Origin of the sequence: Mesorhizobium sp. SP-1A, assembly GCF_032460275.1 — a bacterium.
In the GTDB taxonomy this organism is placed as follows: domain Bacteria; phylum Pseudomonadota; class Alphaproteobacteria; order Rhizobiales; family Rhizobiaceae; genus Mesorhizobium.
Map to the genome: position 1 here is coordinate 84,659 of NZ_JAVXZD010000004.1, position 16,906 is coordinate 101,564.

Sequence of the window (16,906 nt, forward strand, 5' to 3'; positions counted from 1 at the left end):
CCGGATTATCCTGTTCGATGAATTTGCCGGGCGAAGCGGCGCCCGTTTCTACGAAACGACCATGTGCCGGTATCGTTAACGGTCGGTTAAATTTTAGGGCTTTCGAACGTGGCAAAAGGGCTCCGAAGGGGGAAGCGTTAACCATTTCAGGTTACGAAATGGCAACGGACAGCGAACAGGGACGAACAAGGCCGCGATGGCCGAGCAACGCTACGCACGCCCGGTTTCCGGCGAAATCATGACCGGCGCCGGCCCGGCGCCCTCGGACATGCCGAATCGCGACCGCGACGTGGTCGAGGCCGAGTTCGAGGTCCTGCCCGGCCAGCCCGCCGGCACGAGCGCACCCAACCCGCGGGAAGAGCGGCCGTCCGCCGCGCCCGAGGGCATGGACATGCTGCGCCGGGCCGAACCGCAGGTTTCGCGCAGGCGCGGCCTGCGCGGCGGGCCGGCCTTCTGGACCGCCGGCATCAGCCTCGCACTGGTCGCCTTCTGGGTTTGCGGCGGGCATATGCTGGTGCGCCAGGCTTCCGCCCTTGCACAGCATGGAGAGGAGGCGGCGCTCAGCATTTCGGGCGTCACGTCCCGCGTCGACAGTTCGGGGCCGAAGTCCGTGCTCATCGTCGACGGCGAGGCCGGCAATGACGGCGTCGCGGCGGCCGCCCTGCCGCCGCTCGCCGTGAACGTGACCGGCAATGACGGGCGGATCACGCGCTACAGGCTGGGGACATCCGGCCGTCCGCTGGCGCCGGGCGAAAGATTTGCCTTTTCCAGCCGCGTCGAGGTGCCTAGAAACGGGGTTACGGCCGTCTCGGTCAGCTTCGCCGAATAGGCATCATCTTTGAAGGAAGGGCGCTTCATGCCGGTCGTGCGCGGCAAGGAAATCGAGGTTCTGTTTTCGGCGTCGGCCATCGCTCGCCGCAACCTGGAACTGGCCAAGGAAATCGCGGCTCACGACTACCAGGATCTGCTGGTCATCTCGATCCTGAAGGGGTCGTTCGTCTTCGCGGCCGATCTCATCCGCGCCATGCACGATGCCGGGCTTTCGCCGGAGGTCGAGTTCATCTTCATTTCCAGCTATGGCGCCGGCACCGAAAGCGGGCAGGTGCGGGTGTTGCGCGACATCGACAACGAGGTCGCCGGGCGCGACGTGCTGCTGATCGACGACATATTGGAATCGGGCAAGACCTTGCAGTTCACCCGCGACCTGATGATGTCGCGCGGCGCCAGAAGCTGCTCCCTCGCCGTGCTGCTCGACAAGCGCATGCGCCGCAAGGCCGAGATCGACGCCGATTATGTCGGTTTCGATTGCCCCGACTATTTCGTCGTCGGCTATGGCATGGATGTCGGCCATGCCTTCCGCGAACTGCCTTTCGTCGGCGTGGTCAAGGGCGACGCCTGAGCCGGCGCGGCCGCCTCAGGACAGCGGGCGCGGCACGAAAATTCGTCCTCTCGCGCGGCTTTCAGGGAAAGTTTAACGATTGGGCGCCAATGTCCGGCGCATGGCAAAGCTACTGATCGTCGAGGACGACGAGTCCGTCCGCACCCTTTCCGCCCGCGCGCTGGAGCGCATCGGCCATTCCGTCGACGTCGCCGCCGACGGGGCACAGGGGCTGGATTGCATCAAGGCATCGCTTGGCGGCTACGATCTCGTCGTCTCCGACATCCGCATGCCGGAAATGGACGGCATCGAGATGGCGATGACGGCCGCGGCGACGTTCCCGATGCTGAAGATCATGCTGATGACCGGCTATGCCGAGCAGCGCGAGCGGGCCGAGGAACTGAACGGCATCGTGCTCGACGTCATGCAGAAGCCGTTCACCCTGGCGGAAATCCGTGACCGGGTCGGCCGGGCGCTGGCCTTGCCGCGAGCCGCATAGGCGACAGCCACCGGCTCGCCGCGATCTTTCATCTGCGCATGTCAGGCGCGGATTCCCCCTGTTTTTGCGCATCCCCTGATCCGCAGCCGGCCCGTTTTTCGGCCGACATGCCAAAAGAAACCCGCCAGCTTTCGGCCGGCGGGCATGAGAGTGAGGACCGCTTGTCCGCAGCCGTCGTGGCCGCGTGGCAATGGTAAGGTAACTATCCCTCACCGTTTGACATGTGGCAAACGAATTGGGATGATAGCTGATATCAACTTTTCTGATGTCGATTCATGCGGTTCTCTCTCGACAGCGATCTGCTGCGCACCTTCGTGGCCGTAGCCGACACCGGGAATTTCACCAAGGCCGCCGAACTGGCCGGCCGCACCCAGTCCGCTGTTTCCATGCAGATGAAAAAGCTGGAGGGCATGGTCGGCGGCGCCCTGTTCGAGCGGGGATCGCGCGGCGTGGCGCTGACCCGGCGTGGCGGCGAACTCATCACCAATGCCCGCCGTATCGTCGCGCTGCTGGACGAAACGGCGGCCTCCATCACCGCGCCGCCACTGGGCGGCCTCGTGCGCATCGGCATTCCGGCCGAATATGGCGATGCGATATTGTCGCGGGCGCTCGGGGCCTTCGCCATGAGGCATCCGCATGTCGAGGTGACGGTGCGTTACGCCCATTCCGCCTCGCAGATCAGGTCGCTCGCGGCAGGGGAGCTCGACCTTGCGGTTGTGTTCGAATGGCAGGGCCATGACAGCGGCGAGGTGCTGATGCACGACCCGACGGTGTGGGTGACGTCCGAATTCCACGATACGCACCAGCGGCGGCCGGTGCCGATCGCGCTCTACAATCGCGAAGGCTGGTGCCGCGACTATGCGATCAGGTCGCTGCAGGACGGAGGCCTCGGCTATCGGGTCGCCTATACCTGCGACACCAATGGCGGCTTGCGGCTGGCGGTCACATCGGGCCTGGCGATCGCGCCGATCTCGCGCAGCAACATTCCCGCCGGGTGCCGCCAACTTACGGCCGAGGAAGGTTTCGGCCATGTCGATGCGTCCAATGTTGTGCTGCATCGCAATCCGGCAGCCTCCGGAGAGGCCATCGATGGCATGGAGAGCGCCATCCGGGAAGCGTTCTTCAGCCGATAAAACACGTTGCCGGCGCCCGTGGTCGCGCCGGGCTTTGCCATGTGGAACTGCTCGCCGAAGCGCCGGTCCGTGCCGAAGCCTATTTCAGCTCCAGCAGCCGCTCCAGATAGGAGCGCTCGACATCGGGCGAGAGCGCGTTGCCCAGCCGCTTGCGGATGGCTTCGAGGATCTGGCGCGCGCGCTGCACGTCGATCTCGTCGGGCACCTTCACCGAATCGCCGAAATCCGGCCCGTTCGTGGCGCGGGGCCGGCCAAGCGGATCGCGGTCCGCATTCTCGCCGCGGGCGCCGCGTCCGCCCTTGCCATCGTCACCCTGCATGGCCTGCAATTGCTGCATCATGTCCTTGGCGCCGCGCCGCAGCGCCTCCAAGGCGCGGCCCTGCTGGCCGACGGCCTGTTCGCCTTCGCCCTGGCCCAGCGACTGCTCGGCATCGCCCATGGCGCGGCCAGCCTCGCCGAAACCTTCATTCGGCTCCATGCCCATGCCTTCGAGGCTCTTCTTCAACTGGTCCAGATCGCCCTGCAGCTTGCCCTGGCCTTCCTGCAACTGCTTCAGGGCGTCGGCGAATTCCTGCGGCGTCATCGGCTTGCCGTTCTGGGGCTTGCCGTTCTGCCCCTGCTTCGGGCGCCCCTGGCTGCCGGGCTGGCCCTGCTGGTCGTCCATGCCGAACTCGTCCTGCCGGTCCTGGCCGTTCTGGCCGCGCTGCATCTGGTCCAGCCGGAAGGTCTCGTTCATCATCTCCTGCTGGCGCCGCATGATCTCGCCGAGCTTGTCCATCTGCTGGCGCATCTCGCTGTCTTCCTGGCTCGGCTGCTGGCGGCGGCCGGCCTGAAGGTTGTTCATCATGTTCTCCAGTTGCGACAGGAGTTGCTGGGCCTGGTCGCGATTTCCGGATTTGGCGAGGTTCTCGATCTGGTCCATCAGCCGCTTCAGGTCGCTCTCGCGCAGCTCCTGCGCGCCCTGCGGGGTCTGCATGGCGTTCTGGTTCTGCTGGTTGCGCTGGGCGAATTCGCGCAGGAACTCGTCCATCGCCTGGCGCAGTTCCTTCATCGCCTTGTCGATCTCCTGGTCGCTGGCGCCGTTCTTCAGAAGATCCTGCAGGTTCTGCTGCGCCTGGCGCAGGCGCTTCTCGGCGGCCGAGAGATCGCCTTCCTCGATGCCCAGCGCGATGTCCCACAGATAGGACACGACGCCGCGCAACTGGTCGTCGTTCTGCGCCAGCTTCAGGCGGCTGCGGGCGCTCATCAGCGCCAGATAATGCGCCATGTTGCCGAAAGTGTCTTCCGGGCGCAGCGTGATGGCGTCCATCAGACCGAGCACGCGCGGCTTGGCATTGGCGTCGAGCCCCAGCAGCCGGCGCTGTTCGATCACCGCGCGCGCGAGCGGATTGGTGAAGGGCCGCTCCGGCATCACCACCGTCTTGGTCTCGCTCCTGGCGGTTTGGCCGGCGTCGTCGGTCGCTTCGAGGGTCAGTTTGATCTGGCTGCCGGCCCAGACATGCTGGGTGAGGTCCTTGCTGGTCCTGGCCGTATCGGCCTTGCCGCCGCGGCGCGGCAGCGTAAGCGGCATATCCGGCGCGTCATAGAGCGGATGTGCCTTCGGGGGCTGCGGTTCGGCCAACGCGAAATCGGCCTTCGCCGAAGCCGCGCCATAGTCGTCATCGATCTTGTAGTTGAGCTCGAAGGCGCCGTTGACGGCACGCTTGGGCTCGCCCGCGAAGGCGATGTGCGGCGGACGGTCGGGAATGACCTTGAAGGCCCAACGGCCCAGTTCGTCCCCGCCGGATTGCAGCACCAGCGTACCATCGCTGTCGAGCTTTCCGGCGAACTGCCGCGCGGCCGCGGCAGCCGAAGCGGGGGGCGCCAGCGGCTGCGCCTTGTTCGCGGCCGCGTCCGGTTTCTCCGGGTCGATGGCGCGGCTGGTCCCGTTCGCGCCGGTGAAGCCCAGCGTCTCGTCGCCTGATCCGCCGGTTATGCGCAGCGCAAGGGCGCTGCCCGCCGGCACGGTGAAGACGCTGCCGCTCTGGCTGACGCCGGCGGTGAGCAGGACGGGGGGCTTGCCCGTATAAGCGGGCGGCGTGACCCAGGCGTCGATGCGCGGCGGTACTGCCTCGACGCTGGCGCGCGGCCGGAACGCGTCCGCGACGCGACCGCCGAGCGGGCCATAGGAAAAGGCCAGCGCCACGACGAAGAGCAGGGCGACGACGGCGCGCAGGCCCCACGGGTCGCGTTCGGGAATGCGCGTGCGCGGCAGATCGGCGCCGAGCCGGTCGAGGCGGGCGGCCATGCGGCGCTGGTGTTCCTGCCACAGCGCGTGCGAAAATCCCGTTTCGGGGCCGCTCAGGCGGTCGGCCTGGGTCCGGATGGGCGCATGGAGCAGAGCGTTCGCGGCCTCGATCCGGCGGTCGACCTCGCCTGGCTGGGGCGAGCGGAAAAAGCGCAGCGGATAGAGGCAGGCCAGACCGGCGATGGCGAAGCCGGCAAGCACGGATAGCCGTGCGGTGTCGGGCAGGCGCGCGAACAGGCCGAGCCAGGCGAGGCTGAGGAAAAGCCCGACAAGCAGGACCAGCGGCAGGACCAGCGGCCAGCCGCGTTCCACGACCATGACGGCACCCGTGGCGAGCCGGCTTGCGGCCAGTCGCGCCCGAAGGCCGTTGGTATTTGCTGCGGGGCGTTCCGTCATCGACCCTTCATCGTCGGCCTGCAAGAGCCCGTCTCGGGACCGGCCGAACGGACGCGGTCCCTCCTCGGAAGCATAACAGCAAACACGGCAAAGGCGAGGCGGTTCCATGAAAGGGCGGCGATTGCGGCCGCCCGCCGGCTACGGACCTTAAATCGCTTATCGAGCGGACGGATTCAAACGACGCGCTTCAAGTTCTTGTTCAAGCATGCCGTCGTCCCGAAACCGGTTCCCACTTTCGGGCGACATGCTTTAGAGCCAGTCCGGCAGCCGGTCCTGTCCGATCAGTTCCTCATAGCTGCCGCGCGGGCGCACTACGGCAAAACGATCGCCGTCGACCAGCACTTCCGGCACGAGCAGGCGGGTATTGTAGGTGCCCGCCTGCACCGCGCCATAGGCTCCGGCAGTGCCGACGGCGATCAGATCGCCCGCCTTCATGGCGGCCAAGTCGCGGTCCAGCCCCAGATAGTCGCCGGTCTCGCAGACCTGGCCGACGACGTCCACCTTCATGCGCGGCGCGCCGGCGGGCGGCTGCACGACAGGGCGGATGTCGTGGAAGGCATCGTAGAGCGTCGGGCGGATCAGGTCGTTCATGGCCGCATCGACGATCAGGAAGTTCTTCGCGTCGCCTTCCTTCACATAGATGACTTCCGACACGAGGATGCCGGCATTGCCGACGATCATGCGGCCAGGCTCGAACATCACCTTCAGCCCGAGCCTGGTGACGTGCTTCTTGACGACGGCGGCATAGGCGTCCGGCAGCGGTGGCGGCGCGTTGTCGACGCGATAGGGAATGCCCAGGCCGCCGCCGAGGTCCACATGCTCGATTTCATGGCCGTCGGCGCGCAAGGTGCCGACGAGTTCCGCCAGCAAGGCGAAGGCGTCGTCGAAAGGCTGCAACTCGGTGATCTGGCTGCCGATGTGGGTGTCGATGCCCGTGACCCTGATGCCCGGCAGTTCGGCCGCGCGGGCATAGACGGCGCGGGCGCGCTGCCAGGGTATGCCGAACTTGTTCTCGGCCTTGCCGGTGGAAATCTTCCTGTGGGTCTTGGCGTCCACGTCCGGGTTGATGCGCAGCGAGACCGGAGCCGTCTTGCCGAGCGCCACGGCGCGGGCGGACAGGAGCTCCAGTTCCGGCTCGGATTCGACGTTGAAGCACAGAATGCCCGCCCCAAGCGCGAAATCAATCTCGCGCGCAGTCTTGCCGACGCCCGAGAACAGGATCTTGCCGGCCGGAATGCCGGCGGCCAGCGCCCGGCGCAACTCGCCTTCCGAGACGACGTCGGCGCCCGCGCCGAGCTTCGCCAGCGTCGTCAGCACCGCCTGGTTGGAGTTCGCCTTCATGGCGTAGCAGACCAGCGCGTCGAGATCGGCGAAAGCCTGGCTGAACACGCGGAAGTGGCGCGTCAGCGTCGCCGTCGAATAGCAGTAGAAAGGCGTGCCGACTGCGGCGGCGATGTCGGGGATCGCCACGTCCTCGGCATGGAGCACGCCGTCGCGGTATTCGAAATGGTTCACTTTGGGTGGTTCCGAACGCTACTGGATGAGCCTGTCGAGGATGAAGGGCTTGTTCCTGTCCGGCTTCTGCGGCTCCGGCGGCAGCGGCTGCTTGGCCTTTTCGGCGTCCTTGCGGGCCTGCACCGCCGCGTCATAGGGCGTCAGCGGGTCGCCGCGACGCCCGCAGGCCGTCACCGCCGCCATCGTGGCCACAAGCGCCAGCGTCACCATCATCCTGCCTGCGGTCATCGGTCCACCCGTGCTGCCTTGCATATGCCGTTGCCGAAGACCCGAGGCATCTCCCGGGTCCGATCATCCTGCGCAAAGTGCTATAATCGAGTTGCGCCGCCTTTGCACCCCGCTATCAGGCCTTGGCCAGCCTCTTCTTCCAATAGCGGACCTGTTTGCGCACTTCCGCCGGCGCGGTGCCGCCGAAACTGGAGCGGCTCTTCACCGAGTTCTGCACGGCAAGCACGGAAAAGACGTCGTCCTCGATGCCGGGATGGATCGCGCGCAGGTCCTCCAGCGAAAGCTTCTCCAGCCCCACCTTCTTCTGCTCGGCCAGCGCCACGGCACGGCCGGTGACGTGATGCGCCTCGCGGAAGGGCAGCCCGAGCCGCCGCACCAGCCAGTCGGCAAGGTCGGTGGCGGTGGAATAGCCGGAGCCCGCCGCCTTCTTCATCGCCGCGACGTTGACGGTCATGTCGCGCACCATGCCGGTCATGGCGGCCAGCATCAGGTCCAGCGTCTCGGCGGCGTCGAAGACGGCCTCCTTGTCCTCCTGCATGTCCTTGGAATAGGTCAGCGGCAGGCCCTTCATGACGGTGAGCAGCCCGACCAGGTGGCCGTTGACGCGACCGGTCTTGGCGCGCACCAGTTCGGCCGCGTCGGGGTTCTTCTTCTGCGGCATGATCGACGAACCGGTCGAGAACTGGTCCGAAAGCCGCACGAAGCCGAATTGCGGCGTCGACCAGATGACGATTTCCTCAGCCAGCCGCGACAAATGCGTGGCGCAGATCGCGGCGATGCCGAGGAATTCCAGCGCGTAGTCGCGATCCGACACGCTGTCGAGCGAATTGCGGGTCGGTTCGCGGAAGCCGAGCGCACGCGCCGTCATGTGGCGGTCGATGGGAAAACCGGTGCCGGCGAGCGCCGCCGCTCCCAGCGGGCTCTCGTCCATGCGTCCGATGGCGTCGCGCACCCGCGACAGGTCGCGGGAAAACATCTCCACATAGGCCATGCAATGGTGGCCGAAGGTCACCGGCTGCGCCGTCTGCAGGTGGGTGAAGCCCGGCATGACGGTCGATGCATGCTCTTCAGCACGTTCGAGGAAGGCCCCGATCAGGCCCTTCAGCGCCTCGGCGACGCGGAAAAGCTCGTCCTTCACCCAGAGGCGGAAATCCACCGCCACCTGGTCGTTGCGCGAGCGCGCCGTGTGCAGGCGTCCGGCCGCCGGCCCGATCAACTCGGCAAGGCGCGCCTCGATGTTCATGTGGATGTCCTCTAGGCGGGTCGAGAATTTGAACCTGCCGTCCTCGATCTCTTTCAGGATCGTGTTCAGGCCGTGAGCGATCTTTTCTTGATCCGCCGCCGAAATGATGCCTGTCTTGGCGAGCATTTCGCTATGGGCGAGCGAGCCGCGGATGTCCTGCGCGTAGAGCTTCCGGTCGAAGCCGATCGAGGCGTTGATGGCTTCCATGATCGCCGCCGGACCCGAGGCAAATCGTCCGCCCCACATCTGGTTGCTGGCCTTGCTGTCGTCCATGGCTATAACCCGTCGCAATAACCCGTATCGGGAGCAGTCTTGAAAAATGGCAGAGCGCAAACTCTTTCCGGCCCCGCGCCTCATCCTGGCCGCCCTCGTTGCCGGGGCGCTGGCGGGCGCGGTCGCGGTATATGTCAAGGAAAGCCATCTTGGCAACGATGGCAAGGATCAGGGCGCGACGGCGCAGGCCGGCGGCAGCGGGCCGAGCGCGGAAGACACCGCCTGCGCGGCCAAGGCCGGCCACGCCAAAACGGTGGCTGCTGCAGCGACGGGGCAGGTGGCTGCGCTGATGCCGGCCGAACCGCCGCAATCGGTCAAGACGTTCGCCTTCAACGGTCCTGACGGCAAGCCGACGACCATAGCCGGCATCACCGGCAAGGACGGGGGCGGCAAGACGCTTCTGGTCAACCTGTGGGCGACGTGGTGCGCGCCCTGCCGGGCCGAGATGCCGGCGCTCGACGCGCTGCAGAAGGAGATGGGCGGCGACAGGTTCGAGGTGGTGGCCGTCAACGTCGATGCCGGGGCCGACGAGAAGCCCAAGAAGTTCCTGCAGGACATCGGCGTCAAGTCGCTCGGCTTCTACCGCGACGCCTCCATGGCGCTGTTCAACGAGGCCAAGCAGCGCGGGCTGGCGCTCGGCCTGCCGGTGACGATGCTGGTCGATGGGCAGGGCTGTCTTATCGGCCACATGAACGGTCCCGCCGAATGGGCGAGCCCGGACGCCAGGAAGCTGGTCGAGGCCGCGCTGGCGCCCTGAGCGGCGGAGTTACCGGTTCAAAATCAGCCGCAGAAATGGGCGTTCGAGAGGAAGCGTCGAAGCAAAAAGGGCGGCATCCTTCCCGGATGCCGCCGTTTTGATTTTCGCCGCTGCAAGCCGACGTCAGGCGAGATACTGCCCGCCATTGGCCGAAATGGTGGAGCCGGTGATGAAGCCGGCGTCGTCCGAGGCCAGGAACGCCACGCAGCGCGCGATCTCGTCCGCCTCGCCCAGCCTGCCGACCGGGATCTGCGCGATGATGCTCTCGCGCACTTTCTCCGGCACCGCCATCACCATGTCGGTGGCGATGTAGCCGGGGCAGATGACGTTGACGGTGATGCCGGCGCGCGCGCCTTCCTGCGCCAGCGCCTTGCTGAAGCCGATGTCGCCGGCCTTGGCCGCCGAATAATTCGCCTGGCCCATCTGCCCTTTCTGGCCGTTGATCGAGGAGATGGTGATGACGCGGCCGAATTTTCTTTCCCGCATGCCGCTCCAAACCGGGTGCGTCATGTTGAACACGCCGTTGAGGTTGGTGCCGATCACCTCGTTCCACTGCTCGCGCGTCATCTTGTGGAACATGCCGTCGCGGGTGATGCCGGCATTGTTGACCAGGATGTCGACCGGCCCGAGATCGGCCTCGACCTTTTTGATGCCCTCGGCGCAGGCGTCGTAGTCGGCGACCGACCATTTGTAGACCGGGATGCCGGTCTCGGCCTTGAACTTCTGGGCGGCCTCGTCGTTGCCGGCATAGTTGGCGGCGACCTTGTAGCCGGCGTTCTTGAGGCCGATCGATATGGCGGCGCCGATGCCGCGGGTTCCGCCGGTGACGAGTGCTGTCCTGCTCATGATGTTCTCCTCCAGAACTTGTTATGGCCAGTAAAGGAGAGAATGCGGCGAGAGAGCAACAGGAAAATCGAGCGAGATGGACAAATCGATCAAAAAACAGCGGTGAAATAATCCTGAGGCAAGAAAAATTACCCAGGTCAGGCATGTCGCCCCGACCCGGGTGTTCTTCGGCTTCTTCTTGCCCTACCGGAATATTTCTTTATTCGTTGCTGACGCTTACATTCCTTCGACGCACATGGCCACACCCATGCCGCCGCCGATGCACAGCGTGGCCAGGCCCTTCTTGGCGCCGCGGCGCTTCATTTCATGAACCAGCGTGTTGAAGATGCGCGCGCCCGATGCGCCGATCGGGTGGCCGATGGCGATGGCGCCGCCATTGACGTTGACGATGTCCGGGTTCCAGCCGAGCCCCTTGTTCACGGCGCAGGCCTGCGCCGCGAAAGCCTCGTTGGCCTCGACCAGATCGAGGTCGCCGACCGACCAGCCGGCCTTTTCCAGCGCCTTCTTCGAGGCAGGGATCGGGCCGGTGCCCATGACGGACGGATCGACGCCGGCCGTCGCCCAGGAAGCGATGCGCACGAGCGGCGTGATGCCGCGCCGCGCAGCCTCTTCCTCCGTCATCAGCACCACGCCGGCCGCGCCGTCATTGATGCCGGAGGCGTTGCCGGCGGTCACGGTGCCTTCCTTGTCGAAGGCGGGCTTCAGCTTCTGCATGGCGTCGATGGTGGCGCCATGGCGGATGTATTCGTCGTCCTCGACCACCGTGTCGCCCTTGCGGCCCTTGACCGTGACGGCGACGATCTCGTCCTTGAACTTGCCGGCCTTCTGCGCGGCCTCGGCCTTGTTCTGCGAGGCGAGCGCGAACCGGTCCTGGTCTTCGCGGGTGATCTGGAACTGGCGGGCGACGTTCTCGGCGGTGACGCCCATGTGGTAGCCGTTGAAGGCGTCCCACAGACCGTCCTTGATCATGGTGTCGATCATCTTGTAGTCGCCCATCTTCACGCCGGCGCGAAGGTGCTCGGCATGCGGCGACAGCGACATGGATTCCTGCCCGCCTGCCACGATGACCCTGGCGTCGCCGGTGGCGATCTGCTGCATGCCGAGGGCGATGGCGCGCAGGCCCGAACCGCAGACCTGGTTCAGGCTCCAGGCCGAAGCCTCCTTCGGCACGCCCGCCGCCATCGACGCCTGGCGGGCCGGGTTCTGGCCCTGCGCGGCCGTCAGCACCTGGCCGAGGATCACCTCGTCCACCTCTGTGGCCTCGACGCCGGCGCGCGCCAGCAATTCCCTGATGACGATCGCGCCCAGTTCATGAGCGGGCATGGCGGCGAAAGAACCGTTGAAGGATCCCACGGGCGTGCGCGCCGCGCTGGCGACGACGATGGAGCTGGAAGCGGGCATGAGCGGTCTCCAGAGGACGGTTTCCAGAAAGGTCTCGGACTTTTCTTGCCCTTTCCGGGGCGCGAGTCAAACCGGAAATGGCAGCGCCGGCGGCTGGAAACGGTCGATGCTGCGTTGCGAAGCATCGATGCTCCGGGCGGCAAAAATCATGCTGCGCAGCATTTTTCGCGGGCCTCGGCGCGACGGATATTTCCCGCACTGCACAAACCGCTTGGAATTGTGGCGGTTTTGCGCATATCCTCGACCGGCATGCAATCGTCACCGGCCGCTTACAGGGCTTGCCGGTGTCCCGCGGGAGGATCCGGATGGCAGCGAAAGACGAGCCGGTGGTCATCAAGAAATACGCCAACCGCCGCCTCTACAATACCGGGACCAGCACCTATGTGACGCTGGAGGATCTCGCCGAGATGGTGAAGAAGGGCGAGGACTTCACCGTCCAGGACGCCAAGACCGGCGAGGACATCACCCATCCTGTGCTGACGCAGATCATCTTCGAGCTGGAGAACAAGGACGGGCAGAACATGCTGCCCATCTCGTTCCTGCGCCAGCTCATCGCCTTCTACGGCGACCAGATGCAGATGATCGTGCCGAGCTTTCTCGAACAGTCGATGATCGCCTTCTCCAAGGAACAGGAACGGCTGCGCGAGCAGATGAAGACGGCGATGGGCAAGACGCCCATGGACGTGATGAAGATGGCGACGCCGATGAAGGCGATCGAGGAACAGACGCGCCGCAACATGGAGATGTTCCAGAACGCGATGCGCATGTTCACGCCCTTCCCGCAGGCGGGCGCAGGCGCGGCGACGGTGGACCCGGCGACGAGGGAAGCCCCCGAGCCGCCCGCCAAGTCCGACGACCTGCAGGAACTGAAGGAGCAGATCGCGGCCATGCAGCGCAAGCTCGACAAGATGTCCTAGAGCTCTTTTGAAAATCCCGCGGGGCCGGGCTTTGAACGGCTCCGGCCGGCAATCAGCCGAACGTATCCTTGTAGCGGTCGCGCAGCACGTTCTTCTGCACCTTGCCCATGGTGTTGCGCGGCAATTCGTCGACGACGAAGATGCGGCGCGGCTGCTTGAAACGGGCGATCGTGCCAGCGATCGCGCCAAGCAGCACGGTTTCCGACAGGTCCGCGCCGTTGCGCGGCACGACCACGCCGACCACGCCTTCGCCCATGTCGGGATGCGGCACGCCGATGACCGCCGATTCGGCGACGCCGGGCTGCTCGTCCAGAAGCAGTTCGATCTCCTTCGGGTAGATGTTGTAGCCGCCCGAGATGATCAGGTCCTTGGCGCGGCCGACGATGGTGACATAGCCGTCGGCGTCCATGGTCGCGAGGTCGCCTGTGATGAAGAAGCCGTCCGTCCGGAATTCCTGCGCGGTCTTTTCGGGCATGTTCCAGTAGCCCTTGAAGACGTTGCGGCCCTTCACCTCGATGATGCCGACCTCGCCCGGCGGCACCGGCGCGCCGGTCTCCGGGTCGACGATGCGCAGCGCGACGCCCGGCAGCGGCTGCCCGACCGTGCCGGCGCGGCGCTCGCCCTTATAGGGGTTGGAGGTGTTCATGTTGGTTTCGGTCATGCCGTAGCGCTCGAGGATGCGCTGGCCGGTTCGGGCCTCGAAGTCGCGGTGGGTCTCGGCCAGCAGCGGCGCCGAGCCGGATATGAACAGCCGCATATGCCCGGTCAGGGCGCGGTCGAAGCGCGGATCGGCCAGCATGCGGGTGTAGAAGGTGGGCACGCCCATCATGGTTGTGGCGCGCCGCATGTGCGCCGCCAGATCGTCCATGTCGAGGCCGGGCAGGAAGACCATGCCGCCGCCGGCCAGAAGCGTGACGTTGCTGGCCACGAAAAGGCCGTGGGTGTGGAAGATCGGCAGGGCATGGAGCAGCATGTCGGCGGCGGTGAAGCGCCATGCATCCACCAGGGCCTCGGCGTTGGAGAGCAGATTGTCCTGGGTGAGCATGGCGCCCTTGGACCGTCCCGTCGTGCCGGAGGTGTAGAGCAATGCGGCAAGGTCGTCCGGACCGCGTTCGGCGGCGGCAAAGCCTGCCGGCTGGTTGCGGGCAAGGTCGGCAAGCGTTCCGCCGCCGTCCGCGTCCAGCGTCAGCAGCGCCGATTCGGCCTTTTGCGCCACGGGTTCCAGCGCGGCGCGCGAGGCGCTGTCGCAAACCAGCAATTTCACGCCCGCATCGGTGACGAAATACTCCACTTCGGCGGGCGTGTAGGCCGTGTTCAGCGGCAGGAACACCGCGCCGGCCGTCACGCAGGCGGCATAGACGCCGAGCGCCTCCGGCGATTTCCTGGCTTGCAACGCAACGCGGTCGCCGGGTTGCACGCCGCTTGCGGCGAGGGCGTTTGCCAGCCGCGCCGCCAGCCGCATGAACTCCGCATAGGAGATATCGCGGCCGTCTTTGAGGGACAGGAAGACCGCTTCGTTACCCTCATGCGGGCGAAAGAGCGCGTCATAGAGCGGGTTTGGCATCACGGAGCCGTCCTGTTCGATAGCGGTTTCCCTTTCCAGCACTCCGCGCCTCCAGCCACAAGCGTGAATATCGCCCTGGCATTTGCGCTCCGCTCCGCTCTTGCCTACACAGGCACGTCGAAACGCATCAGGCTGGCCTAAAATGACTGAAACCAAGCTCGTCCCGGTCTTCGACGGCCACAACGACACGCTGCTCCAGCTTTATCGCTCGCCCGAGCCGGACAAGGAAAAATTGTTCATGCAGGGCGCCCCGGCGAACTGGCATATCGACCTGCCGCGCGCGAAAAAGGGCGGCTTTGCCGGCGGCATGTTCGCCATTTTCCCGCCGCCGCCGGAAAAGTCCGGCGGCCCGGTGCCGGCGATGCCCGGCGGCGACGAGAAGCTGCCGCCCGAGCTTCCGATGGACGAGGCGCGGGTTTCGACCCTGGCCATGGCCTCGATCCTGTTCAGGCTGGAGCGGGCCGGCGCGCTGAAGATCTGCCGCAAGGCCGCCGACATTCGCGCAGCCATGGCGGCAGGAACCATCGCGGCGGTCTTCCACATCGAGGGCGTGGAGGCGATCGATCCCGAACTCGCCCTGCTGGACGTGCTTCATGCCGCCGGGCTGCGTTCGCTCGGGCCGGTGTGGAGCCGGGCGAACGCGTTCGGCACCGGCGTGCCGTTCCGCTTTCCCTCGTCGCCCGACATCGGCCCGGGGCTGACGGATGCCGGCAAGGCGCTGGTCAGGGCCTGCAACCGGCTGGGGATCATGGTCGATCTGTCGCATCTCAACGAGAAGGGTTTTCGCGACGTCGCCGCCATCAGCATCGCGCCGCTGGTGGCGACCCACTCCAACGTGCACGCCATCAGCGCCAGCGCACGCAACCTGACCGACTGGCAGCTCGGCGCGATCCGCGAGACGCGCGGCATGGTGGGCCTGAATTTCGCGCGCGGCTTCCTGCGGCCGGACGGCTCCATGATGCGGGACGCCGATCTCGACACCATGCTGCGCCACATCGACGTCTTGCTGGAAAAGGTCGGCGAGGACGGCGTCGGCCTGGGTTCCGATTTCGACGGGGCGCAGATACCTTCCGCGATCGGCGACGTTTCCGGCCTGCCGAGACTGATCGCGGCCTTTGCCGCGCATGGCTACGGAAGCGAACTGATCGAAAAGATCGCCTGGAAGAACTGGATCAGGGTGCTGGAGCGCACCATCGGGTAGGCCGGCGAGCAACTATCGCCTGTCGGCGAAACCCATGCGCTTCAGCCAGTCCTTGCCGACGCCACGGTCGCGGATGATCGGCAGCGGATCTTCCGCGTCGAGCCGCGAGCAGATGCGATAGATTTCCAGCGTCTCGGCATCCATGGCGCCGCGCTTGTGGAACCACATGGCCGCCGCATAACGCGTGCGGCCGGACCATGCCTCGCCGAGCGGCATGTTGACCAGCCGCCACTGCTCGGCGAAGTCGGGGTCCTCCTCGTCCATGCTCAGAACTCCGGCGGGCGGGCGACCCTGATGGACAGTCGCCACCGTCCCGGTTTTCGCTTCTTCCGGTTTCAGCAGCCTCGCACGGCAAAGAGCGTCCGTCCAGATATTTTGAATGAATGTTCAACAAACAGCATTGTGTTTTGCGGCAAGCGGAGTAGGCTTCCGGGCATCAGGAGCAATGAGGGCCGCCCAGCCATGCAGAAGGTTCTTGACAGCAACGCGCATCGTCTTGCTGATCTGCGCGGGTGGAAGCCGGGCGAGGAGCGCTAGCCGGCAATGTGGAGCATGGCGGCAGCGATGAAGACGACGCAACGGCAGGCGGCGAAGGCCGCCGACAGAACCGATTCCGAGCGCCGCGGCCGCAAGGCCTCCAAGGAAACGCGGCAGCTGCAGCTCATCGAGGCCACCATCGATTCCCTGGCCAAGCGCGGCTATTCCGGCACCACCATGGCGGACGTGGCCGACGGCGCGGGGCTGTCGCGCGGCATCGTCAACTTCCATTTCGAAAGCAAGGAAAAGCTGCTCGTCGCCACGCTGCAGCATATGTATGACGAATATTCGGCCCATTGGCGGACCGCGCTGGCCAAGGCCGGCGACGACCCCGCGCGGCGCCTGCAGGCGCTGGTGGCGGCCGATTTCGACCGTTCGATCTGCAACAAGCGCAAGCTCGCCGCCTGGTGCGCCTTCTGGGGCGAGGCGAAAACCCGCCCCACCTATCAGGCCCTGTCGGGCGCGCGCGACGCGGACTACCAGAACACCATCCTCGATCTCTGCCGCCTCCTGAAGCAGGACGCCGGCTACGCCTACGATCCGCAGGCGATCGCACTGGCGCTGAGCGCCTTGCTGGAAGGGTTGTGGCTGCGGCTGATGATGGGGGCGGAAAATGTCAGCCGCGAGAGCGCGCTTCAGGCGGCCAATGAATTCCTGAAATCGGTGTTTCCCGCGCATTGCGCTGGCGAGACGGGGAGGCCGGCGAAGGATTGAACCATCGGCAACCGGGA

General features: G+C 65.9%; 16 protein-coding genes. 8 read left to right on the plus strand and 8 right to left on the minus strand.

Annotation, left to right across the window (positions count from 1 at the left end):
* Positions 1-196: 196 nt before the first annotated feature.
* From QU595_RS18680 to QU595_RS18695, 4 genes are all read left to right on the plus strand, one after another.
* Entirely contained in the window at positions 197-829 is a 633-nt protein-coding gene (locus QU595_RS18680) for a hypothetical protein (RefSeq protein WP_315924683.1), read from the plus strand.
* Between the two features lie 27 nt (positions 830-856).
* On the plus strand, positions 857-1,399 hold the full coding sequence (hpt, locus tag QU595_RS18685; RefSeq protein WP_315924685.1) for a hypoxanthine phosphoribosyltransferase: 543 nt from the start codon (positions 857-859) through the stop codon (positions 1,397-1,399).
* A gap of 100 nt (positions 1,400-1,499) precedes the next feature.
* On the plus strand, positions 1,500-1,877 hold the full coding sequence (locus QU595_RS18690; protein ID WP_315924687.1) for a response regulator: 378 nt from the start codon (positions 1,500-1,502) through the stop codon (positions 1,875-1,877).
* Positions 1,878-2,152: 275 nt separating this feature from the next.
* Complete coding sequence (locus QU595_RS18695) at positions 2,153-3,010, plus strand: LysR substrate-binding domain-containing protein (RefSeq protein WP_315924689.1); 858 nt, start codon at positions 2,153-2,155, stop codon at positions 3,008-3,010.
* A 79-nt stretch (positions 3,011-3,089) separates the two neighbouring features.
* On the opposite strand, the gene QU595_RS18700 is transcribed toward QU595_RS18695, so the two are convergent.
* From QU595_RS18700 to argH, 4 genes are all read right to left on the minus strand, one after another.
* Positions 3,090-5,693: a TIGR02302 family protein gene (locus QU595_RS18700; protein WP_315924691.1), complete on the minus strand. Its 2,604-nt coding sequence runs from the start codon at positions 5,691-5,693 to the stop codon at positions 3,090-3,092.
* Positions 5,694-5,942: 249 nt separating this feature from the next.
* Positions 5,943-7,208, minus strand: coding sequence for a diaminopimelate decarboxylase (gene lysA / locus QU595_RS18705; RefSeq protein WP_315924693.1), 1,266 nt, complete (start codon positions 7,206-7,208; stop codon positions 5,943-5,945).
* An 18-nt stretch (positions 7,209-7,226) separates the two neighbouring features.
* Positions 7,227-7,436, minus strand: coding sequence for a hypothetical protein (locus tag QU595_RS18710; protein ID WP_315924695.1), 210 nt, complete (start codon positions 7,434-7,436; stop codon positions 7,227-7,229).
* A 115-nt stretch (positions 7,437-7,551) separates the two neighbouring features.
* Positions 7,552-8,952, minus strand: coding sequence for an argininosuccinate lyase (gene argH / locus QU595_RS18715; RefSeq protein ID WP_315924697.1), 1,401 nt, complete (start codon positions 8,950-8,952; stop codon positions 7,552-7,554).
* Positions 8,953-8,998: 46 nt separating this feature from the next.
* Here argH and tlpA point away from each other — a divergent pair, with 46 nt between their 5' ends.
* Positions 8,999-9,709: a thiol:disulfide interchange protein TlpA gene (tlpA, locus tag QU595_RS18720; RefSeq protein ID WP_315924698.1), complete on the plus strand. Its 711-nt coding sequence runs from the start codon at positions 8,999-9,001 to the stop codon at positions 9,707-9,709.
* A gap of 123 nt (positions 9,710-9,832) precedes the next feature.
* On the opposite strand, the gene QU595_RS18725 is transcribed toward tlpA, so the two are convergent.
* Positions 9,833-10,555, minus strand: a complete 723-nt coding sequence (locus QU595_RS18725) for a beta-ketoacyl-ACP reductase (RefSeq protein ID WP_315924699.1) — start codon at positions 10,553-10,555, stop codon at positions 9,833-9,835.
* 216 nt (positions 10,556-10,771) lie between these two features.
* Positions 10,772-11,956: an acetyl-CoA C-acetyltransferase gene (locus QU595_RS18730; RefSeq protein ID WP_315924700.1), complete on the minus strand. Its 1,185-nt coding sequence runs from the start codon at positions 11,954-11,956 to the stop codon at positions 10,772-10,774.
* A gap of 305 nt (positions 11,957-12,261) precedes the next feature.
* Here QU595_RS18730 and phaR point away from each other — a divergent pair, with 305 nt between their 5' ends.
* Positions 12,262-12,873 (plus strand): polyhydroxyalkanoate synthesis repressor PhaR, encoded by a 612-nt coding sequence (gene phaR, locus QU595_RS18735; protein ID WP_315924702.1) that lies wholly within the window; start codon positions 12,262-12,264, stop codon positions 12,871-12,873.
* Positions 12,874-12,925: 52 nt separating this feature from the next.
* Here the strand turns inward: phaR and QU595_RS18740 are convergent, their stop codons facing one another.
* Positions 12,926-14,437 carry a malonyl-CoA synthase gene (locus tag QU595_RS18740; RefSeq protein ID WP_315925680.1) on the minus strand — a complete coding sequence of 504 codons (1,512 nt, stop codon included), beginning with the start codon at positions 14,435-14,437 and terminating at the stop codon, positions 12,926-12,928.
* Positions 14,438-14,579: 142 nt separating this feature from the next.
* On the opposite strand from QU595_RS18740, the gene QU595_RS18745 reads away from it, so the two are divergent.
* The gene (locus QU595_RS18745; protein ID WP_315924703.1) at positions 14,580-15,638 is read left to right on the plus strand and encodes a dipeptidase; all 1,059 of its coding nucleotides are present in this window, start codon (positions 14,580-14,582) and stop codon (positions 15,636-15,638) included.
* Positions 15,639-15,650: 12 nt separating this feature from the next.
* On the opposite strand, the gene QU595_RS18750 is transcribed toward QU595_RS18745, so the two are convergent.
* The gene (locus QU595_RS18750; RefSeq protein ID WP_315924705.1) at positions 15,651-15,902 is read right to left on the minus strand and encodes a hypothetical protein; all 252 of its coding nucleotides are present in this window, start codon (positions 15,900-15,902) and stop codon (positions 15,651-15,653) included.
* A gap of 300 nt (positions 15,903-16,202) precedes the next feature.
* Between QU595_RS18750 and betI the strand changes: the two genes are divergently transcribed.
* A complete protein-coding gene (betI, locus tag QU595_RS18755) occupies positions 16,203-16,889 on the plus strand; it encodes a transcriptional regulator BetI (protein WP_315924706.1) in 687 nt (228 codons plus the stop codon).
* Positions 16,890-16,906 lie beyond the last annotated feature (17 nt).